This window comes from Bacillus cereus group sp. RP29 (assembly GCF_040459765.1).
GTDB classification, from domain to species: Bacteria; Bacillota; Bacilli; order Bacillales; family Bacillaceae_G; genus Bacillus_A; species Bacillus_A paranthracis.
The window spans coordinates 2,501,819-2,523,420 of record NZ_JARVHN010000001.1 but is presented as its reverse complement, the minus strand read 5'-3'; the positions used below and the strand labels follow the sequence as shown (position 1 = coordinate 2,523,420).

Genomic DNA, 21,602 nt, shown 5'->3' with positions numbered 1-21,602 from the left:
AACCACCTTTTTATTAAAATTCTTTTGCGTATTTATTATGTTGCGTAATGTTTTGTTGAATTAATTCCATACGATCTTTTCCGAATTGTTCGACTAATGCATGTGCAAGTTCCCATGCTACAACAGATTCAGCTACTACACCTGCTGCTGGTACTGCACAGCTATCAGATCTTTCAATACTCGCTTGGAATGCTTCTTTCGTATCAATGTCAACGCTTGCTAACGGTTTGTATAATGTAGGTATTGGTTTCATTACACCTCTTACGACAATTGGCATTCCCGTTGTCATACCGCCTTCTAAACCGCCGGCATTATTCGTTTTTCTCGTGTATCCTTGTTCTTCATCCCATAAAATTTCATCATGCACTTTACTTCCTGGCTGTCTTGCCGCTTCAAAACCAACGCCAATTTCAGCACCTTTAAATGCATTAATACTCATAATCGCACCAGCAAGTTTTGCATCTAATTTACGATCGTAATGAACGTAACTACCGACGCCAATTGGCATACCTTCTGCAATAACTTCAACTATACCACCGATTGAATCTCCGCTACTTTTTGCGTTATCAATCGCATCCATCATCTCTTGTTCTACTGTTTTATCTAAACATCGAACTGGTGAATTTTCAGTAATTGTTTGAATTTCTTCAATTGACAAGTTTGAAATATGTTTTGCTTTTACTCCACCAATTTCAAGTACATGCCCTGCTATTTCTACGCCTAATTCTTTTAAAATTTGTTTTGCAACTGCACCAGCAGCTACACGAACTGTCGTTTCTCTTGCAGATGAGCGCTCTAGTACGTTTCTTATATCACGGTGACCGTATTTAATTGCCCCGTTTAAATCCGCATGTCCTGGACGTGGTTTCGTAATTGTACGTTTCATTTCTTTACTTTCTTTTTCCGAAATTGGCTCTGCACCCATTACTTTCGTCCAATGTTTGAAATCATCATTTTTTACGATTAACGTAATGGGTGAGCCAAGTGTCATCCCATGACGAACACCACTTACAATTTCAACTGTATCTGTTTCAATTTGCATACGTCTTCCGCGTCCGTGCCCTTTTTGTCTTCTTAATAATTCTTTATTAATATGTTCCGCCGCCAGCGTTAAACCTGCTGGTACACCTTCTAAAATAACTGTTAACTGCGGTCCATGTGATTCTCCAGCTGTAATGTATCTCATTTCTCTTGCCCCTTTACTATTTTTTTGTACAAAAAAGTCCCTACTGAGCGCTCAGTAGGGACGATGTTCATCGCGGTACCACCCTAGTTGTAGACTTCTTTCGTCTACCTCTCTTCTTCTTTAACGATCATTAGACCGTCTTTCCCATCAAAACTTGACGAAAAAGATGCTCCAAGGCTGTAATTCATGCTTACCTTTGTACTGATTCACACCAACCATCAGCTCTCTTTAACAGTGAGATAAGCACTACTGTTTCCTCTTCAGCGCATATATGATATGGAATTAAGATAATTTATTTTTGAATCCTTTTAACTCTTCCATGAATTTATGGAATTCTGGAATATCCATTTGTTGTGCAGAATCTGATAATGCAACTGCAGGGTCTGGATGTACTTCAGCCATTACTGCATCTGCGCCAATTGCAAGAGCCGCTTTCGCTGTTGGTAATAATAAATCTCTACGTCCAGTTGAATGCGTTACGTCAACAACAACTGGTAAATGTGTTTCTTTCTTTAAAATCGGTACTGCTGAAATGTCTAATGTGTTACGTGTTGCTCTTTCGTATGTGCGGATACCACGCTCACATAGAATAATTTGGTCGTTACCTTGTGCAATGATGTATTCTGCTGCATTAATGAACTCATCAATTGTTGCTGCTAATCCACGTTTTAATAATACTGGCTTGTTAACTTTACCTACAGCTCGTAGTAAATCGAAGTTTTGCATGTTACGTGCACCAACTTGAATTACATCAACGTAGTCTAATGCCATTTCAACATCATTTGGATTTAAAATTTCACTAATGATTGCTAAGTCGAATTCATCTGCTACTTGGCGTAAAATTTGTAATCCTTCTACTCCTAAACCTTGGAAATCGTATGGCGATGTTCTCGGTTTGAAAGCACCACCGCGCATTAATTTTAAGCCTTGGTCTTTCATCGCTTGCCCTACTTGGCGAACTTGTTCTAAGCTTTCTACCGCACAAGGTCCCATGATGAACGTTTGTGTGCCGTTACCAATCAATTCACCTTTCACATCAACGATTGTGTTTTCTTGTTTCTTTTTACGTGATACTAGTAATGCTTTACGGTTATCATCTTCTTGTAATTCTAAGCTAGCTTTGAAGATTGTTTTGAAAATATGTTGAACCGTTGACGTTTCGAATGGTCCTTCGTTATTCTCAGCGATCATATCAAGTACTTCACGCTCACGTACTGGATCAAAACGTTTCGTACCTTGTACTTGCTTTTGCTCCCCAATTTTTTGAACGATTTCACCACGTTTGTTTAAAAGGTGTAATAGTTGTAAGTTAATTTCATCTACCTGTTTACGTAATTGATCTAATTCATGATTTGCCATTTGGAAATCCTCCTCTAATGTTTTAAAAGTATAGTAAGAGAATGAAAAATTCTCTATTTTCTGAACTGGTCAATTATACAAATTTAAAGTGGAATCGATACCTCTTCTTATTTTAAACTAATCATTCGTACAAAGACACTCTCTACTAGTTAAAAACCCACTTTTTTTGTACAAAAAATCCCTACTGATGCAATCAGTAGGGACGATATTTATCGCGGTACCACCCTAGTTGTAGACTTCTTTCGTCTACCTCTCTTCATTGTTAACGATCATCTGACCGTCTTTCCCTTCATAAAGATATATACTATCTTTACTACAAAAAAGATGCTCTAGGACTGTAATTCGCTCTTGTTTTTGTACTGGTTCACACCGACCACCAGCTCTCTGTTACAGGGAAACAACAACTACTGCTTTTCCTTTCAACGCATACATATTTAATTTTCAAGTTGGGCCACTAAAATACAAAAAGTCCCTACTGAATAAATCAGTAGGGACGATATTTATCGCGGTACCACCCTAGTTGTAGACTAACTTTCCGTCTACCTCTCTTCACTGTTAACGATCAATTGACCGCTTTTTCTTCATAAAGACAATACTATCTTTACTACGAAAAAGATGCTCCAAGACTGTAATTCATGATTATCTCTGTACTGGTTCACACCAACCACCAGCTCTCTGTTACAGTAAGACTAACCACTACTGTGATCTCTTCATTGCACTTTGTTTATTCAAATGTTTTTTGAAATTGAATAAGTATGATTCGTATTATAGAACGCTTTTCAAAACACTGTCAACAACTTTTTATATATTTTTTTAAATTACATTTTTGCCCTACATTTCTTCTTGTAAATTCTCCAGAACAATTCCGATGCGAATTATCTCATTATCTATTGCATTTATTACACATTTTTCTACTCTATATCCAATTAATAATTCTTTTATTTGAATGATTTCCGTTTCAAGTAAATTAGCTTCCTGAAGCGTTTGCAGTAAAGTGAAAAATACGTTTGCATACAACTCTTTATACATTTTTATACTCTCTGTTTTCTCAAGTATTTCATGAAATAACTGTTTTAACTCCGTTTGATTCCCTTTTCCACCCACGTCCAAAAATGTTTTACAAATGATAGATAATCCTCTTTCTACTATTTCATCCATAAATAAAATAATACGTAAAAGCATTACATATTCTCTAGCTGTGATTCCCCCCATTTTCGGTCGCTCTCGCAAAAATATACTGAGCCAAGCTGCCCAAAATTTTTGTTGTTCTTTTGCACTTAACGTTTTGACATAATAGCATAAGAACTGCATAAATTTAATTTTATTTTCTTCATTTTCTCGTATAAGTAAAGGGTATAACCAGTCTGTTTTTTGTTCCCAATACAGTACACATTTAATAAATACAAAACTGAGCCATTTTAAGAAAGCTTCCCTCGTATGCGGATGTAATACTTTCAAATGTTCTACCGCATACTTAATAAATCGCTTCATTTCTGTAAATAAAGGTAAATTGATTTGTGTGTAACATAGGCCAGCCCATGCATATTTCGTAATCTCATTTTCCTTCTTTAACTCTAAGTACGGTAACAAATATTTTCGGCACCATTGCTTCTCAATATGATAAAGAAATGTAATATCTGCTACTAAACGAGCTATCATAAAATTTGTTCGTTCTGTACTAATTCTTACTTGTTCTTCAAACAAAAATAAATATTCATACACATTACGATCGTATAAATGATCATATGATAACAGTTTTAATAATACTGCTGTCATTTTCCCAACAGGATGCTGAATCGATTCATTGTAAAAATCTTGTTTTGCCAGCTTAAAATCCGTGTCACTTTTCATGACTTGAGGGAATACCGAAAAAGCAAACCGCTTTACATTGCGTATACTATTTTCCTCTAACTCTTCTAATCGATTACTAATTTCATATAGAAAGCTACTAATTAACCAATGAAAAGCTGTATTTCTAACGAATTTCTGTAATAGAGGAATAACTTTTTGTATTTGTTCATTTGTCAGTCCTCGGTTATTTCGCCACTCCCTAATACAAACAAACCATACTTCATTACTTATTTCGTGCATTCCAACTAATTGATATGCAAATGAAATACTCCATTCTGTATTCAATTTACATGCTTTCGATAACATCTCTAAAAAATGACGTTGTTCAAAAACACCATCTTGAGAAAATTGCTGAACTTGCTTCATAATTTCATCGTCTTTTAGTTGCAATAATCCATCAGCTGTCACATTACAAGTAATACTTTGTTCTGCCGCCTCTTTCTTTTGTACACTGTATCGCTCAGAATGAAAATGAGGATGTTTTTGCTTCATTAACTCGTAACCTTTTGCCGTAGATGGACTATTCGAATCACAAGTGAATAATAAATCCAACACGAAACAAACATCAAATGCTCTTTCCTCCGCAAGGTCCTTTAATACAATTTGAATGACTTCTTCCTTTGTTTTTTCTAAAGAGAGTGCGTAATGATTTTTTATAAGTTGAAAAACTTCGTGTTTATACGTGACGTCTAAAAGAATTCCTTCCTGTAACAACCATTTCATTTTCTCATCGGCGCTAACAAATACATTTTTATTCATCGCATCAATTGCAATTCGATTTTGAAGTACGCTGTTTGCTTCTATCATTTCTGTAATATAATAATTTGCTTTTTTCTCATCGTTTTCACATAGATAGGTTAAACATTCTTTTACAATTTGAATTAAAAACGCTAGATCATTTTGCTGAAACTCTTTTTCCACATTTTCCTTATCCCTTTTTTTCAGTGCCGCTTGCCTTAGTGATAACATCCGCATCTTCTCTATTCCCATCATCATAATTGGAACGGCATAATAGGAAATATGCGGTTTCATCTTTTCATTCCAAATTTGCTCCACAAAAGAAAATGTAGACACGGGTAAACGACTCGATTCCTCAAGTTCTATTGATTCCCCGGTATCATTTCCCCACTTTCTTTCACGCTTCAACTTAAGTTTGCCGTCCAAAATAAACGTTAGTAACAATAAAGCGATTTCTTTATGCTCAGGAAAAGAACATTTTTGCAGTAAGTAAGCAATTGTTTCGATCGATTTACTATCTTTTTCAGCTGTTTCTAATAAAAGCAGTGTCCACCTTGCAAACAACAACGGGTCCATTTTCATTTTCGTTTCGTTTAAGTAGCTACAAATTGTTCTCCATAATAACGGAGATAGTTTAGAATGATTTTTAAAAATCAATTGAAATAATTCTTTTTGATGACTAAAAAGAAATTGTTCCACTAACCATTTTGCAAGTAATTCATCTACCTCATTATAGTTTGATGTAATTAAAAATAAATTTTGTAATTTCCCTTCCGCTTCAAGCCATTCCACCCATTCATAATCGTGAGCAAATTCAACGAAGTAGCGGACTGTTTCAATTTTTTTTATAGATTGTTTTATGTATGATAATTGTTCCTGCTCTACTGACGGCGGTACTGTTACTATGTCACGAATTCGCATTCGTTTTGTAATATAATTATCCCCCATTAACTCCGCCCATCGTTTTACTGCTTTAACGAGAGATTGATGATTATTACCTTTATTCGGATATACAATCGGCCGTATTCCTAAATGCTCCCAGTGGTACGTATTTTCCCCTTGTGCGACAAATGCATAACGTCTTGTACTTGGTGGTAAACCAGTTGCTAAATATTTCATTACTGGGTCATTATGGCTATATCCAACGAATAAAACGGTATAATTCGAGAATAAATCAACTAAAAACCTTCTTGCCCATCCTTCTGTCAAGTAAGCCCTTCCAAAATCACCATCTGTTAAAATTAACGCTTCTTTTTCTTGTTCTATATTGCCATGTATGTAAGCAAGTCCTTTAAACGCTCTACCTGTAGGTAACGCAGGTGCGTAATATACGTTTAATTCTCTATTCATTTCTTTTATCGCAGTTGTAAAATGTCGATCAAAATTTGTTGTTACAATGCGGACTTCTGTATCTAAAGGAAACAACCTCGGAATCGCATAATGAAGCGGATTCGGCTTTGACTTTTCAATATGAACTAAATCTCTTGCAACTTGGTGTACATCTTTTGTTTTCGCAATTTTACCAAGATAATAATCATGCGGTTCTGTAATTTCACGTTTTTCGACATATAACGTTTTTGCAATTTCATCAACTAAATCATCAAAATTTGGTAAGTTTGATTTCCCTTTCATAGAAACTCCCGCTCCAACAAATAGCACTAACTTTCCTTTTTCAAGATGATCAATTAACTCGTCTGGAATTTCTACTTCTGAAGTAATCCACACCGAGGATTCCCCCTTACCTAAAAATGTCATATACTCTCATTTTACTATAACATTTTCCTTTTGTTTTTTTAATATTTAGACAAATAATTGACATGAAAAAGTTTTATGTAAATATATTCGTTACAATGTATGAACTCCTATATTTATTGCAAAACTATGGATAAAACGGAGGTGTAAATTTTGAATGATTTCACAGTAGTGCTTATCAAGTTTATATCGTGCATTATCGCATTTAGTATCGGACTCGCTTTATTTTTCCCAGCAACGTTCGTCCAAATTATTTCGTTCAGTCTCTTTGTTACAATCGTATCTTATATGTTCGTTGATAAAATCATATTAAATCGAATCGGTAATACCGGTGCCATTATGTCGGATTTCTTACTAACGTATTTAAGCGTATGGATTTTCGGTAATATTTTATTAGACAACTATATGCAAATTGCATGGGGAAGCATCCTTTCCGCAATTGTCTTCACATTATCAGAAGTAATCGTTCATCGCTTCTCTAACTCTCACACAAAGCACCACAACGATAATATTCGTATTAATCGTCGCTTCGCATATGGTACGGAGTTTGCGGAAGAACAGAATATATTGGATAAAGATAAGAAGAAGTAATATTTTGATACAGGAGCGCCCTTTTTAATTATGTGGTGCTCTTTTTTGTGTTTTTATTATGGTACGTGAAATTATATGAACGATTTTTCAAATATATCAACGATTATTGCAATATATCGACGTTTCAACAAAGGATATCGACTTACCGACATTATTTGACACGATTTCCTCTAATAAAAAACTGCCTCTTATTTAGAGACAGTTTCTTTCAAATCTTTTAACGTAACAACATTAGCAAACGCTCCAAACACTACGTTATGATGCTTCACAATGTCTTCAGCAAGTAACACCTCTGTATCAAACGTACTATGTGCATCGCTCACTAACGTTACTTTATACCCTTCACTAAACGCTCTGCGCGTTGTCGTATCCACACAGTACTCCGTTTGCATTCCTGAAATGATAACATGATCGATTCCCTTGTCTTGCAATACTTCTTTTAGGTTCGTCTTGTGGAATGAATCTGGGGTCGTTTTTTCAACGATACTGTCCCCTTCTTGTGGTGCAATTTCCACATGGATCTTCCAGCCATCTGTACCTTTTTCTAACGGATGATCTTTTGGTCCGTTATGTTGTACATAAATAACCGGTATATCATTTAAACGGCATTCCCCAATAAGCTCTTGTAATGTCTCTAAAAACTTTTCCCCATTATGTACTGGCATTCCTGCTGTATACATACCTGCTTGTACATCAATTACTAATAATGCTTTTTTCATATTGCGCCGCTCCCTTTTATTTATATTCCATCATCCAACAATCTTCTAATACCCCTTCATGTAGTTCATGTTCCTTTAAAATCTTCACCTTTTTAAATCCACATTTTTCATAACACTTTATTGCACGTTCATTATTTACTTTCGGGTCCATTGCGATTGCTTCTGCTCCTATTTCGCTCAAAATGTATGTAATTGCGGCCTTAACAAATTTTGTTCCAATTCCTTTTCCCCAATAAGTTGGTTCTCCAATAAATTGATCCATCCCCCATACATTTTGTGATGCTTCATAGCCATATAAAGTTTTCCACTCCGAATCAACTGGATACATTTGAATATAACCGATCGGCACACCATCAAACTCTATTAAGCATCTTTTTTCATGACTATTTGGATTATGTATAAAATGATCCAGTACCATTTCTACTGATTGCGGGTTATCTCGTCCTTCATAATATTGAAGTACTTCTTGGTCTGTTAACCATTTTGAAATGATTGGTGCATCCTCTTCTACTACGTACCTAACCGATACATTATCTTTTTGAAATAGCATATAGTACCTCTTTTTAATTCTTTATATTTTTCTTGTAGTGAAATCTTTCATTGCACCTATTAGTGCGTATGGTAACAATGTAATCGCAAAAAATGCTGTAAACACATTAAAATGAGGAATTTCATATGGAGTGAACCATTCTGTGAAAAATTGAGAATTTAATACTCTATTAAAAAATTCTCCGCCAGGTCTAAAGTTTGGTGCCCATGCAGTTACTTCACAAATAATAAACAACAATTGTAAAATTATAAATACCCCAAGATAGCGAAACCATGTTCGTTTCCAAATTGGTTGCGCCTTATTTAAATTCGCTTCCATTTCGCCCCACCTTTTTTATTTACATCATATTAATTATACACTTTCTACGTTTCATTTGTTAAAATTTTCTATATAATCATTCACGTTGGGGGAATACATTATGTCTAATCCTATAAAATCAACATTAATCATCCTTAGAGGAAACTCCGCAAGTGGTAAAACAACAATCGCAAAGCAACTACAAGAACATTTCGGACAAGGCACACTTTTAGTATCACAGGATGTTGTACGTAGAGATATGCTTAGAGTACACGACACGATCGGTAATTTATCACACAATTTACTATTTGAAATTACAAAGTACGGAAAAGGGAAATGTGAGTTTGTTATTTTAGAAGGTATTTTAAACAGTCGTAGATACGGTGATATGCTGAAAGAATTAATACATTTTTTTGAAGGAAACGCGTATACATATTACTTTGATTTATCGTTAAAAGAAACGATTCGACGACATAACACAAGGGAAAAGCGGCATGAATTTGGTGAGGACTCCCTACAAAAATGGTATAATCCGCACGATACAATTGAAGTTACTAGAGAAACTATTTTTACAGATAACTTCACACAAAAAGATATATTTGATGCAATTCTTAATGATGTGATGGTATGAAAATAAGACCGACAGAATATGTCAGTCTTATTTTCATTATGTTATATTCTAGATTTATTATAAAATCTTCACTTTAACTGTTTGTCTTCCCCAATTCATCGCTTTACTTTTTGAACCCATTAATACATCAATGCGATTACCTTTAATTGCACTTCCGGTATCTCCAGCGATTGCTTCTCCATAACCTTCTACCCATACTTTAGATCCTAATGGGATTACTTTCGGATCTACTGCGATAATTCTCATATTTGGATTAGCCGTTAAATCATGCCCCATCGCAGTTAAAACGCGTCCACCATATGTACCATTCTCACTCGGATCAGCAGTATATGCTGTCGCCACCACCGTTAATTCACGTTTAGCAGACTGCGCGTTATTTTTAGACTCTTCTTTTGCCTTTAGTGCTTCTCGTGCTTTCGCTTCTTCCTTAGCCTTTGCTATTTCTCGTGCTTTCGCCTCTTCCTTAGCTTTGGCTATTTCTTGCGCTTTTGCTTCTTCCTTAGCCTTTGCTATTTCTCGTGCTTTCGCTTCTTCCTTAGCCTTTGCTATTTCTCGTGCTTTCGCCTCTTCCTTAGCTTTGGCTATTTCTTGCGCTTTTGCTTCTTCCTTAGCCTTTGCTATCTCTTGTGCCTTTGCTTCTTCCTTAGCTTTGGCTATCTCTTGCACTTTTGCTTCTTCCTTAGCTTTGGCTATCTCTTGCACTTTTGCTTCTTCCTTAGGTTTTACTACTTCTTGCACTTTCACTTCTTCCTTAGGTTTCGCTACTTCTTGTACTTTCATTTCTTCCTTAGGTTTTACTACTTCTTGTACTTTCATTTCTTCCTTAGGTTTCGCTACTTCTTGCACTTTCACTTCTTCCTTAGGTTTCGCTACTTCTTGCACTTTCACTTCTTCCTTAGGTTTCGCTACTTCTTGCACTTTCACTTCTTCCTTAGGTTTCGCTACTTCTTGCACTTTCACTTCTTCCTTAGGTTTCGCTACTTCTTGCACTTTCACTTCTTCCTTAGGTTTTATTGTTTCTTTTGCCTTTGTTATCTTCTGTGTTTTAGCTTCTTCCTTAGCTTTCACCGATTTTTGTACTTTCGCTACTTGCTTCGTTTTCTCGTCAGCCTTTTTTTCAATTGGTGCTTTACTTGATAAGAAAGAAGCATTTACATAAGCTGTTTTTCCCTTATACTCAAATTGTAGCCATCCGTCTTTTACTTGCTTCGTTGATTCAATTACATCATCTTTTTTCAGTCTGCCAAGAATTTTTGATTCTGTGTTTGATTCAAAACGTACATTTAACAAATCTGCTGTTACATGGTAAATATCTTTCGTAAACTCCGAGCTTACAAATACTTCTTTACCATTTAACTCAATTTTTGACCAGCCATCTTCGGTATTGATGACTTTTAACTCTTCCCCGTTTTTTACTTTTTCGACCACTTTTGATTCTGTAGTCGGTTTTTCACGTACGTTGAGTACATCTGCTGTTACGATCGTTTCTGCAGTAGCAGTTGTAGTAAATGCTCCCAATCCGAAAACAGTTGCTGTTGCTGCGCCAATTACTTTTTTCATATTAACCTCCATTATATTTTTTGAATTCTATCAAATACTCCCATTAAAATAAGAGATTTAATGAAAGCATTCGCAACAGATATATTAATACGACTTAATATACTGTTATTAAAACTCCTTACTCCAATACTATCAAATTCTTATTTCTAATTCTATATATTATAACTTTCTATATCCCCTATAAACGTTTTATCCCCTTCTTCATACTTAATAGTTTTCTTTCAATTACTAAAACATATATAAAACCAACCTATCCTCAATATAGCCAAAAATACATATATGACATGTTACGACTTAGTAATGAGCGTACCAATGAACTTTTAATACATTACAACATTCAGGGAATCTTACATTAGATGGAGCGTGTTTTACTGAAAACAACGGTTATGGTAGTGTAAGTAATAGTGTTAAAGACAATCTTTTCTGACGACCAAAAAAAATTTTAGTTTGGAGGAATACTATGCCAAAACTATATTGTAATTATTGGTCCGAACAACATCCCCTCGCGCAAAATTTTACTAAATATAAGTTTTACATCCAAGAAAATTTGTGAGGTTGATGGATTACCTGGGTTTTGATTAAATACATATCACTATAAAAAGGCTGTGCTCTATATGACGCACAGCCTTTTTCTTTATTCAAACGATCCTCTTCTTTTCTTCTCTAATAAGACTCTTCCTATATTAAAAATAAATGCGATAAAAAATATAGTTGCGCCCATTAAAAATGCTAAATTATAACTACGAATTATTCCTTGCTGATATTCCTCCTTTACTTGTTTGTAAATTTTTCGCTCTCCATCAGATTTTAAGATGATTTGCTGTTTTTTATTTACCGCTTGCAGTACTTCCCCCCTTTCTAAATTTGACAAATCACTTTTTTTAATCACAGTTACTACTTCCCTATTTACCTTCTCTTTTTCAACTAACAATTGATGATTCAGAAACATCACAAGTATCGCAACCCCAACAATACTTCCAACTGTTCTTGAAATATTACAAATACTTGCAGCAACACCTGACTTTTCAATAGGCACACTTAAAACTGCCGTTGTTGTATATGGTGCTAATGTGCACCCAGTTCCAATTCCAACGATTATTAGCCTCCAAATATAATCCCATGTAGTAAAGTTTGAATCTATTTGACTAAATAAATATGACGCTACGATAAATGTTAATAGCCCTATACTACCTATTAATGAACTTCCCCGCTTTGCTGCAAGTGGTGTTACTATTGCTGTAACAAGCATCGAAACAATCGCTAGCGTGCTAATTATTAAACCTGACTGTAATTCAGACATACCTTCTACTTGAACAAAATAAAAAGCAAGTATAAATAAAAAGTTCATTAGTCCCATTCCAACAAAGAATAAAGAAAAATTCGAGATTGAGAACTCTTTATTTGTGAATATTCTTAATGGCAACATTGGATTTTCACTTTTCTTTTCAATGATAAAAAATAATATAAAACCTATGAATGAGAGCATAAAAAGAAGTATTAATCTTATCGTGCTTAAATGATTTGTATTTACTTGTATGAGTGCATATACGAGTAAGCATAGTGCAGATGCAGAAGTAATCATCCCTGCCCAATCTATTTTAGAGCTTGTAGCATGATCATACGATTCCTTAATACAAAGAATCACGAAGATGAAAGATAATATACCCACTGGTATATTAATAAAAAACACCCAACTCCAATTTAATTTGTCAGTTAAAACACCTCCAAGTGAAGGGCCAATTGCCGCTGCTAATCCCCCAAAAGCTCCCATGATGCCTCCTATCATACCTTGTTTCTCTTTCGGTACTAAATTAAGGCCTAATGGCATAGCAACTGGTACGATAACTGCGGCGGAAATTCCTTGTATTATCCTAAAAGCTACTAATATATGAAAAGAATTGGCTATACCACACATAAATGAACTAACAGAAAACCCCAATAAACCAATAATATACAGTTTCTTGCGACCAAACTGATCCGCCAGGCGTGCTGCAATTAATACAAACGATACAAAGGCAACATTATAACTATTAGCAACCCAAGAAATTGTATCAATTGAAGTATGAAATGTCTTTGTCATTTCTGGTAATGCAATATTCACAATATTCGAATCTAAAATTGCCATAAAAAAACCTGCAATTAAAGCTATTAATGCAAATATATTCCTCATTTCTGCCACCCTTATTCGTTTTATTTATTTAAAATCCCATTCATAAATAAATTTACACATGTCTCTATATACTCTTCTAATTGAATTTCTTCTTCCGATATACTTACATTCATAATGTATAAAAACAGTTGTCCATAAAACATATTCGCTATCAAACGGTAATTACAGTTGGAAATGTGTCCCTTCTCACCAAGTTGCTTTAAATATCTTTCTAAGTGATTCACTAGATGTGAATTCAACTCATGTAGTAATGCTTTCATTTCACTATTTTGTCTTGATTCTATTAACGCAGCCCAAATATAATTTAGCTTTGGTAAATTGGTTTGAATATATGTTTCCGCCACTTTCGTAAGGTCCTTATGTAAATCACCAGTAAATTGCTCTTCTATTTCCTCTAGCAAAGCAACTGGTGTCGTCCGTAAAATAATACTCTCCCTAAAAAGATTTTCCTTATTTTTAAAATTACGGAATATCGTTAATTCGCTTACTCCTGCTTTTTCTGCCACTTCACGAATGGTTGTCGCTGTATACCCCTTTTCCCCGAATAATAGCGTAGCAGCTTCCATAACTTTTTCTCGTGCTGTTAATTTCCCCATTTTTATTCCTCCATTCAATATGTAAGTAAGTAATTACTAACATATTATCACAAAAGAAAAATGAAAGTAACTAGTCACTTTCATTTTCTGGAATTTCATTATCTAATTTCTTGAAAATAAAAATTTCTCAAATATTAACAAAGCATCTCATTCCCAAGTTTCCAGCTAAACCATCTCCCATGCCCTTCTGTTTCTCCAACCGTTTCACGATATTCGTTTCCGTTAATATAATAATCAATATGAAGGTCCCGGTCCCACATGTTGTTATAAAGATGGAATACATCACGCTTTGCACCGATTTCTTGGATTTGTTTTTCCAGCTTACGTTTTACTTGTTCTGGTATTTGATTGGCGACGTGTGTATGGAAAATGCAGATAACAGCATCTTCACTTATTTGTTCAATAATAGATGGTAATAACTCTACACCGTCTCCTTCTATTAATTGAACAGATTTATTTTTTACTAAAGATGCAGCTTTGTCAAACAGTTCAAGCCTTTCTTTATGTTCTGGCCAAATGAGTGCACGTAGCCATAAATAATCTTCATCACTATGTAAATCGTTTACATGTAAATCTAGTCCAATTCTTTCTACGACAGGTGGACTTTCTTTTAATAAATGAGGCACATTCTCCCCTCTTATTTCAGAAGTTACATGTACATTCGAGTTTATATTTCCGTATGTTTCATCTGTACCGTACGAATAGCTATATTGGTCCCAAAATAATTGTAATCCAGAACTTGTCCCAATTTCTATTAACGCCAACGGTTTATTCACTTTGTTAAATATGTAACTGAAACTTGGATATAAGTACGCACATCGTCTTACTTCATTCGTTTGAACGAGTTTCGTTTGTAATAAATTAATCATTTCTTCTCTGTACATTTTACAGAAATCTTTAAAATGATTAAAAGCTTGATCTAAATCCGTATTAGCATGTTCAACTAAGCTACTATAATACGTTTTTACATGATGTTCTTTCCCTGCTAACAATAAATAATGTACTGCACCTAATAATAAGTTTGGGACTGGTTGACCTACCTGAGCATAGGACGATAGTGTAAGTACTTCCTCATCTTCAGCAATTTTCATTGATAAATATTCATATAAGTCACTTGACCCTTTACATTCCTTTATTGAAAAATTTCGAAATAAGTTTGCGATTTGTTCTTGTGTACGCATGTGTATCCCTCCTTTTAACTTTCAGAATAATCATACAATAGGTTTTGAAAAAAGTCCCATAAAAAGGTATCCTTTCTACCCACTTTTGGATACGTAAGCTTTTTCGAGATAATTTCAAACTGTAATTTTTTTCTATTTATCACCTTAAAAGAGCTTGTTAAATAAGATTTTTGGCGAATAAAACGTTAAATAGTTTAAAATTATCAGATAACACTAGATATTTTAGTCTATTAATTATTATAATAGAGTATGAGATGGTTATATAATTGAGACAAAAAAGGTAAATACCTAGGTGGGGCCTAGGCGGTGTTTTCTTTTTACGGCTTAGACACAGTAAACACCTACTCTTTTTTGCCAATATAGGGGATGGAGAGATTATCATGAGCAACATGCAGCAAAAAACAGACGTTATCTTAATTGGTGCAGGAATTATGAGTGCAACGTTAGGCTCATTGCTAAAAGAATTAGCACCAGAATGGGAAATTAAAGTTTTTGAAAAACTCGCAAGTGCCGGGGAAGAAAGCTCTAATGAATGGAATAATGCAGGTACAGGGCATTCTGCGCTATGCGAACTGAACTATACTTCCGAAAAATCTGACGGATCTATAGATATTAGTAAGGCTGTAAAAGTGAATGAGCAATTCCAGCTTTCAAGACAATTTTGGGCATATCTTGTAAAAAGCAAATTAATTCGTAATCCACAAGATTTTATTATGCCTCTACCTCATATGAGTTTAGTACAAGGTGAAAAAAATGTGCAGTTTCTAAAAAACCGTTTTGAAGCGCTTTCAAAAAATCCGCTGTTTCAAGGAATGGAGTTTTCCGATTCTCCTGAAACATTAAAAAAATGGCTTCCACTCATTATGGAAGGTCGTACATCTAATGAGCCTATGGCGGCAACGAAAATTGACTCTGGAACAGATGTTAATTTTGGTGCATTAACACGAATGTTGTTTGATTACTTAAAAACGAAAAATGTCGAGCTAAACTACAAACATAGTGTCGAAAACATTAAACGCACGAAAAATGGTTTGTGGGAAGTGAAAGTACACGATATGAATAGTGGTAAAATTGAGCATCACACTGCTAAATTCGTCTTTATCGGCGGCGGTGGCGGTAGCCTACCCCTACTTCAAAAGACTGGTATCCCTGAATCAAAACATATTGGTGGATTCCCGGTAAGTGGACTATTTATGGTATGTAAAAACCAAAAAGTTGTAGAGCAACATCATGCGAAAGTATACGGTAAAGCTAAAGTTGGCGCTCCGCCAATGTCTGTACCTCATCTAGATACGAGATATATAGACAACAAAAAAGCTTTACTGTTCGGACCATTCGCAGGGTTCTCTCCTAAGTTCTTAAAAACTGGTTCAAACCTTGACTTAATTGGTTCTGTAAAACCAAATAACGTCTTAACGATGTTAGCTGCTGGTGTAAAAGAAATAGGACTAACAAAATACTTAATTCAGCAAGTTATGTTATCACACGAAAAACGTATGGAAGAATTACGCGAATTCATTCCGAACGCAAAAAGTGAAGATTGGGATATTGTAGTTGCTGGTCAGCGTGTACAAGTAATTAAAGATACTGATGCTGGCGGTAAAGGAACACTTCAATTCGGTACAGAAGTTGTTAGTGCGGCTGATGGATCAATCGCAGCATTACTAGGTGCTTCACCGGGTGCTTCTACTGCCGTTCATGTTATGCTTGAAGTATTAGAAAAATGTTTCCCAAGTCGAATGGTAGAATGGGAAGGAAAAATAAAAGAAATGATTCCTTCTTACGGCATTTCATTAACAGAAAATCCAAGATTATTCCAAGACCTTCACACTTCTACAGGTCGTACCCTTGGATTAAATGAAAAAGAAACAGTTCATAATTAATGAAGAAATAAAAACGTCCGATACATTCGGACGTTTTTTCGTTACTAGAAATTATATTTTTCAATATTATCCTTTGTAAATACAACTCGCTCTGGCAATACGATAATTCCGTTTCCTTCTGCCTCATAATCATATCCTTGAATGGAGTTTGGCTCTACTTTCACTTTTCCAATTCCTTTTACTTCGAAGCTATCCCCTACTTTTAACTTCTTCCCTTTTACAACAATTTCATTTGCTACATACGTTGCGAGTGCACCTTGTTGTTTTACGTCCCATAATCCGAATTGTTGTACAGTTCCTCGTTTTACGTAATCACGCATAACGTTTGGTGTAGAGAAGCCAGTTACGACAACCTTTTTATCCATTTTTAAATTTTCAGCTGCTTGTGCCATTGCCGGAAGTGCCGTTGCATCTGGACAAATGACCGCATTAATATCAGGGTACGTTTTTAAAATATTCTCCCCTACTGACAGAGACTTTTGCGCATTATTTTCACCGTACTGCGTCGTTACAATTTCCCAGTTCGGATATTTTTCTTTAATAATTTCTTTTGCTTTCGTTACCCATTGGTTTTGATCTGTTACTGTTGGGCTAGAATAAAAAAATGCTACTTTCCCTTTATCTCCAATTTGCTTGGAAGTCATTTCTATTAATAAATTAGCAAGTTGGTCTGGTGTTCCTTGGCTTATATAAAAGGAACGATCTTTCGGATTCACATCGGAATCCCATGTTAACACCGTCATCCCTTTTTTCTTAGCACGTTGCAGTGATTGCGATAAACCATCAACTGACGTTGAAGAAACCATAAGTGCATCATAGTTTTGGTTAATGAAATTGTTTATATATTTTACTTGCCCAGATACACTTGCTTCAGACGGTCCATCATATTTCACTTGTACGCCTAGTTTATCTCCCATCTCTTTTGCTCCTTCACCACCTGATGTAAAGAATCCAACTCCTGTTAATTTCGGGATAAATGCAAATTTCACATCATCCGCTTTTTTCTTATCTGCGGTTTGACTAGAACAGGCGATTAAACCGATTAAACACATACATACAATGAATACAATCCCTAGTTTTCTCTTCATGACATTTCCTCCTTATGCAAATTCTTTCTTTTCCCCAGTGTGAATTGATGTAATTTGAAATGTCTCATAATAACTGAAAGAATAAGGATAATACCAATTACTACGTTGGATTGTTCATTTGTTAAACCCGTCATTTGCAAGCCATACTGCATGAGTCCAATGAAAATACTCGCCAGTACAGTACCGATAATGCTTCCTTTTCCCCCTGTAATAAGTGTCCCGCCTAATACGACTGCCGTAATGATTGGTAAAATTGTTTCACTTCCCATATCAGCACGTGCAGAACCGAAATAGGCAGTTAAGAAAGTCCCCCCTAATCCACCTCCTAACCCGGAAAGCATGTAAGCGATTATGACTACTTTTTTCGTTTTAATCCCGGTGTATTTTGCTGTATTTTCGTTCGCACCTGTTAATTTTACATGGCGCCCGTATATAGTTCGGTGAAATAATACAGTACATAAAACTGTTAATACGATCAGTAGCCATAATAAATTCGGTATTCCTATAAAACTACCGTTTGCCAGTTGTACAAATGTGTCAGGTAAACCGCTTATTCCTTCGTACCCAGAAGCACCTGCTCCTCCTGAAATGACGAGTGCAATTCCTCCGTATAAAAACATCGTGCCGAGTGTAACGACGAGTGGTTCTACATCTGTCATTTTTATAATAAGTCCATTTATAGCGCCTGCTAAACAACTAATTATTAGGGCTATTATGACAGCAAACAAAATAGATATTCCGTTCATCCAAAGTACACCGATCAAGATCGAAGTGAGACCCATTATTGAGCCGACCGATACATCAATTCCTCCTGTTACTATAACGAAAGTCATTGGTATCGCCGCAATTGCGATAAATAGGAAATCATTTGTACTAAAAAGGAGATTACTAATATTTAAGAAATCACTATTGATTAAACTAAAGAGAATGAATTCTATAAGAAGCAATACAATTAGAACACCTTCCCATCTGTATACATACTTCATAGATTCATCCTCCTTTCTGCCTTCCACTTTTTCATAACGCTATCTAATATGACGATTAGCAATAATAAGAAACCTGAAATAGCATTATTCCAAAATGCTGGTATTTTTAAAAAGACGAGTGAACTGCTTATCGCCTCTAAAAATATCGCTCCTAATGCAGCTCCAACTATAGAACCTGTTCCTCCTTTTAAATGAACCCCCCCTAGTACAGCAGCTGCGATAACCTGTAGTTCTATCCCAGTTCCTGTTTGATTAGGAACGAATCCGATATTCATAACAAATATGCAACCAGCGAGCGCAGCACTTATGCCTGAAATCATAAACGCACATATTTTCACTTTATTAACAGGTATACCAATAAGTCTCGCGCCATCTTCATTATCACCTACCGCATAAAAGTATCTTCCAAATGGCACTTTCCTTAAAAAGAAGTATAGTAGTAGTAAAATAATAAGAACGAACCATACAGTTATAGGTAAACCAAAAATGACGATAGATGACAGCTGCTTAAAATCGTTTGGAATATCTTCAATCCACTTCCCGCCTGTAAAAATTAACATGGCACCCCTAATAATTCCTAACATGCCTAATGTCATAATAATGGCCGGTACCCGAAACTTTGCAACACCAATTCCATTTATAAAACCGAGAATAGCGCCAAGTATAATAGCAGCAAGTATGGACAGAGATGCATGATATCCATCAGTTAACAACATTCCGCAAACTACTGCACTTAGCCCCATGCTTGAACCAACTGATACATCTATATTTTTCGTAAATAAGACGAACGACTGGCCAATTGCTAACACGACTAAAATAACGCTTGATTTCACCATTAAAGATAACGAGTTAAATTGGATAAAACTAGGATTTATCATTCCTACAATAGCTATATAAATTAGTAGTAACGTTATGATAGACGTTTCGTGCATTTTTAGCATGCGTTTCATTCCGCTACACCTCCGTATGCAAGGCGTGTAACTTCATTCACACTCAGTTGTTCTTTTTCCATATGAGAAACAAATCGTCCATTTCTCATTACATATACACGGTTTACTAATTGAACAATTTCTTCAACATCTGAAGAGATTAATAAAATTGCGAGTCCTTCCCTTTTCATTTTTTCGATCGTCTCATACACTTCAAGCCTTGCTTTCGCATCAATTCCACGAGTCGGCTCATCAAGAATAATAACTTTAGGATTACATGCGAGATACTTTGCAAGCACGACCTTCTGCTGATTACCTCCTGATAAAGATGCCATTTCTTCATTCATATCCTGTACAACAATTCGGAACTGTTCTATAAACGAATTAACTAAAACGCTTTCTTTTTCTTGATTTATAAAAAAACGATTATTTTGCTGTAAACTTGCTGCTGCAATATTTTCTTTAACAGAAGCAATTGAGAAAATGCCATTCCTCGCCCTATCCTCTGGCACATAAACTAGTCCTTCGTCTAGCCTTTTATGCAAAGAACATGTATCAATTGATTTCCCATCTAATAAAATAGACCCTGTTTTTACAGTTTTCAATCCAAATATCGCTTCTGCTAATTCCGTTCTGCCCGATCCAACAATGCCAGCAATACCTACAATCTCACCAGCATGTACAGTGAATGAAATATTTTCGAATGCGTGACCATTTATATCAATCACTTCTAATATTTTTTTCATCCTTGTGGTCTCTTGAACTACTTCTATTTTCTCTTTCTGTTTATACCCTTTTGGCAATAGCCCCTCCATCAGCATGTCATATGTATAGTCACATACATCTCCTTGACTTACAATCATTCCATCTCGTAATATTGCTACTTTGTTGGCAATTTCAAAGATTTCTGGAAAACGATGCGTAATATAAATCATCCCTATTCCTTTTTCTTGTAAACTTTTCATCAACACAAAAAGACTCTTAATTTCGTGAGTTGTTAATGTCGATGTTGGCTCATCTAGAATAAGAATCTCGGCTTCTCGTATTAATCCTCTCACAATTTCTACTAACTGTTGTTGCGCAATCGATAATGATCCTCCTAGTTCATTAAGGTCAATATCCCACCCTAGACTGTTAATCAATTGCTCAATCTGTACTCTTAGTTTCTTTTTCTTTTCTTTTAACCCGATACATATATTTTCTTCAATAGTCATATGCGGAAAAATGAGCGGTTCTTGCGGTATTAAATACATACCTTTTCGGTGTGCTTCTGACGGATTTGAAAACTGTTGCTTCGTTCCTTTTACATATATTTCTCCATCATCATACGAATATAACCCCGTTAATATTTTCATTAATGTTGATTTCCCAGCACCATTCCCTCCAACTAATGCGTATATATCTCCGCGCTCTACTTGAATGTTCACTTCTTTTAATACAAGTTGATTTAAAAACGCCTTACTCATTTTTTTTACTTGTAATAAAGGTGCGTTCTCCACATGATGTCACCTGCCTTTATACAGAACATTTTTTGA

Annotated in this window: 17 protein-coding genes, 1 pseudogene and 3 other annotated features; of the genes and pseudogenes, 4 read left to right on the top strand and 14 right to left on the bottom strand. The window is 35.3% G+C overall.

Annotated features, from left to right (window positions below; genetic code table 11):
- Nucleotides 1-13: 13 nt before the first annotated feature.
- From aroC to QCI47_RS13375, 3 genes are all read right to left on the bottom strand, one after another.
- Nucleotides 14-1,186, bottom strand: coding sequence for a chorismate synthase (gene aroC / locus QCI47_RS13385; protein WP_001269408.1), 1,173 nt, complete (start codon nucleotides 1,184-1,186; stop codon nucleotides 14-16).
- Nucleotides 1,187-1,239: 53 nt separating this feature from the next.
- Nucleotides 1,240-1,459 (bottom strand) — a binding site (T-box leader).
- A gap of 9 nt (nucleotides 1,460-1,468) precedes the next feature.
- Nucleotides 1,469-2,545 carry a bifunctional 3-deoxy-7-phosphoheptulonate synthase/chorismate mutase gene (locus QCI47_RS13380; protein ID WP_001273581.1) on the bottom strand — a complete coding sequence of 359 codons (1,077 nt, stop codon included), beginning with the start codon at nucleotides 2,543-2,545 and terminating at the stop codon, nucleotides 1,469-1,471.
- Nucleotides 2,546-2,740: 195 nt separating this feature from the next.
- Nucleotides 2,741-2,977: a binding site (T-box leader), on the bottom strand.
- Between the two features lie 54 nt (nucleotides 2,978-3,031).
- Nucleotides 3,032-3,268, bottom strand: a binding site (T-box leader).
- 108 nt (nucleotides 3,269-3,376) lie between these two features.
- Complete coding sequence (locus tag QCI47_RS13375) at nucleotides 3,377-6,889, bottom strand: DUF4020 domain-containing protein (protein WP_080012511.1); 3,513 nt, start codon at nucleotides 6,887-6,889, stop codon at nucleotides 3,377-3,379.
- Between the two features lie 150 nt (nucleotides 6,890-7,039).
- On the opposite strand from QCI47_RS13375, the gene QCI47_RS13370 reads away from it, so the two are divergent.
- The gene (locus tag QCI47_RS13370) at nucleotides 7,040-7,477 is read left to right on the top strand and encodes a YndM family protein (protein WP_000997701.1); all 438 of its coding nucleotides are present in this window, start codon (nucleotides 7,040-7,042) and stop codon (nucleotides 7,475-7,477) included.
- Between the two features lie 188 nt (nucleotides 7,478-7,665).
- Here QCI47_RS13370 and QCI47_RS13365 read toward each other — a convergent pair whose 3' ends face one another.
- Genes QCI47_RS13365 through QCI47_RS13355 form a run of 3 tightly spaced genes read right to left on the bottom strand, consistent with a single transcriptional unit; the run spans nucleotide 7,666 to nucleotide 9,064 of the window.
- Entirely contained in the window at nucleotides 7,666-8,196 is a 531-nt protein-coding gene (locus QCI47_RS13365; RefSeq protein WP_309423161.1) for a cysteine hydrolase family protein, read from the bottom strand.
- Between the two features lie 16 nt (nucleotides 8,197-8,212).
- The gene (locus tag QCI47_RS13360) at nucleotides 8,213-8,746 is read right to left on the bottom strand and encodes a GNAT family N-acetyltransferase (RefSeq protein ID WP_061130973.1); all 534 of its coding nucleotides are present in this window, start codon (nucleotides 8,744-8,746) and stop codon (nucleotides 8,213-8,215) included.
- A gap of 21 nt (nucleotides 8,747-8,767) precedes the next feature.
- Entirely contained in the window at nucleotides 8,768-9,064 is a 297-nt protein-coding gene (locus QCI47_RS13355) for a YfzA family protein (RefSeq protein WP_061130972.1), read from the bottom strand.
- Between the two features lie 100 nt (nucleotides 9,065-9,164).
- Between QCI47_RS13355 and QCI47_RS13350 the strand changes: the two genes are divergently transcribed.
- Nucleotides 9,165-9,674, top strand: coding sequence for a kinase (locus QCI47_RS13350; protein WP_000070097.1), 510 nt, complete (start codon nucleotides 9,165-9,167; stop codon nucleotides 9,672-9,674).
- Nucleotides 9,675-9,731: 57 nt separating this feature from the next.
- Here QCI47_RS13350 and entB read toward each other — a convergent pair whose 3' ends face one another.
- Nucleotides 9,732-11,234: a cell wall-binding protein EntB gene (gene entB, locus QCI47_RS13345; RefSeq protein WP_353811818.1), complete on the bottom strand. Its 1,503-nt coding sequence runs from the start codon at nucleotides 11,232-11,234 to the stop codon at nucleotides 9,732-9,734.
- Between the two features lie 479 nt (nucleotides 11,235-11,713).
- On the opposite strand from entB, the pseudogene QCI47_RS13340 reads away from it, so the two are divergent.
- Nucleotides 11,714-11,812, top strand: a pseudogene (locus QCI47_RS13340) (GNAT family N-acetyltransferase); the annotation flags it as partial.
- Nucleotides 11,813-11,868: 56 nt separating this feature from the next.
- Here QCI47_RS13340 and QCI47_RS13335 read toward each other — a convergent pair.
- The 3 genes from QCI47_RS13335 to QCI47_RS13325 all read right to left on the bottom strand — a co-directional run bounded on the left by QCI47_RS13335 (nucleotide 11,869) and on the right by QCI47_RS13325 (nucleotide 15,181).
- Nucleotides 11,869-13,404: an MFS transporter gene (locus QCI47_RS13335; RefSeq protein WP_001244248.1), complete on the bottom strand. Its 1,536-nt coding sequence runs from the start codon at nucleotides 13,402-13,404 to the stop codon at nucleotides 11,869-11,871.
- A 20-nt stretch (nucleotides 13,405-13,424) separates the two neighbouring features.
- Nucleotides 13,425-14,000, bottom strand: coding sequence for a TetR/AcrR family transcriptional regulator (locus QCI47_RS13330; RefSeq protein ID WP_048557974.1), 576 nt, complete (start codon nucleotides 13,998-14,000; stop codon nucleotides 13,425-13,427).
- 134 nt (nucleotides 14,001-14,134) lie between these two features.
- Nucleotides 14,135-15,181 carry a DUF2332 domain-containing protein gene (locus tag QCI47_RS13325; protein ID WP_001260255.1) on the bottom strand — a complete coding sequence of 349 codons (1,047 nt, stop codon included), beginning with the start codon at nucleotides 15,179-15,181 and terminating at the stop codon, nucleotides 14,135-14,137.
- Between the two features lie 380 nt (nucleotides 15,182-15,561).
- On the opposite strand from QCI47_RS13325, the gene QCI47_RS13320 reads away from it, so the two are divergent.
- Nucleotides 15,562-17,064 carry a malate:quinone oxidoreductase gene (locus QCI47_RS13320; protein ID WP_309423167.1) on the top strand — a complete coding sequence of 501 codons (1,503 nt, stop codon included), beginning with the start codon at nucleotides 15,562-15,564 and terminating at the stop codon, nucleotides 17,062-17,064.
- A 44-nt stretch (nucleotides 17,065-17,108) separates the two neighbouring features.
- On the opposite strand, the gene lsrB is transcribed toward QCI47_RS13320, so the two are convergent.
- From lsrB to QCI47_RS13300, 4 genes are read right to left on the bottom strand one after another with little or no spacing between them, the layout of a single operon-like run.
- Nucleotides 17,109-18,152: an autoinducer 2 ABC transporter substrate-binding protein LsrB gene (gene lsrB, locus QCI47_RS13315; protein ID WP_000823641.1), complete on the bottom strand. Its 1,044-nt coding sequence runs from the start codon at nucleotides 18,150-18,152 to the stop codon at nucleotides 17,109-17,111.
- Complete coding sequence (locus QCI47_RS13310; protein WP_242276921.1) at nucleotides 18,149-19,138, bottom strand: ABC transporter permease; 990 nt, start codon at nucleotides 19,136-19,138, stop codon at nucleotides 18,149-18,151. Before QCI47_RS13310 ends, lsrB begins: the two co-directional genes overlap by 4 nt.
- Nucleotides 19,135-20,088, bottom strand: a complete 954-nt coding sequence (locus tag QCI47_RS13305) for an ABC transporter permease subunit (protein ID WP_074543295.1) — start codon at nucleotides 20,086-20,088, stop codon at nucleotides 19,135-19,137. Before QCI47_RS13305 ends, QCI47_RS13310 begins: the two co-directional genes overlap by 4 nt.
- A complete protein-coding gene (locus tag QCI47_RS13300) occupies nucleotides 20,085-21,566 on the bottom strand; it encodes a sugar ABC transporter ATP-binding protein (protein ID WP_074543294.1) in 1,482 nt (493 codons plus the stop codon). Before QCI47_RS13300 ends, QCI47_RS13305 begins: the two co-directional genes overlap by 4 nt.
- Nucleotides 21,567-21,602: the final 36 nt, after the last annotated feature.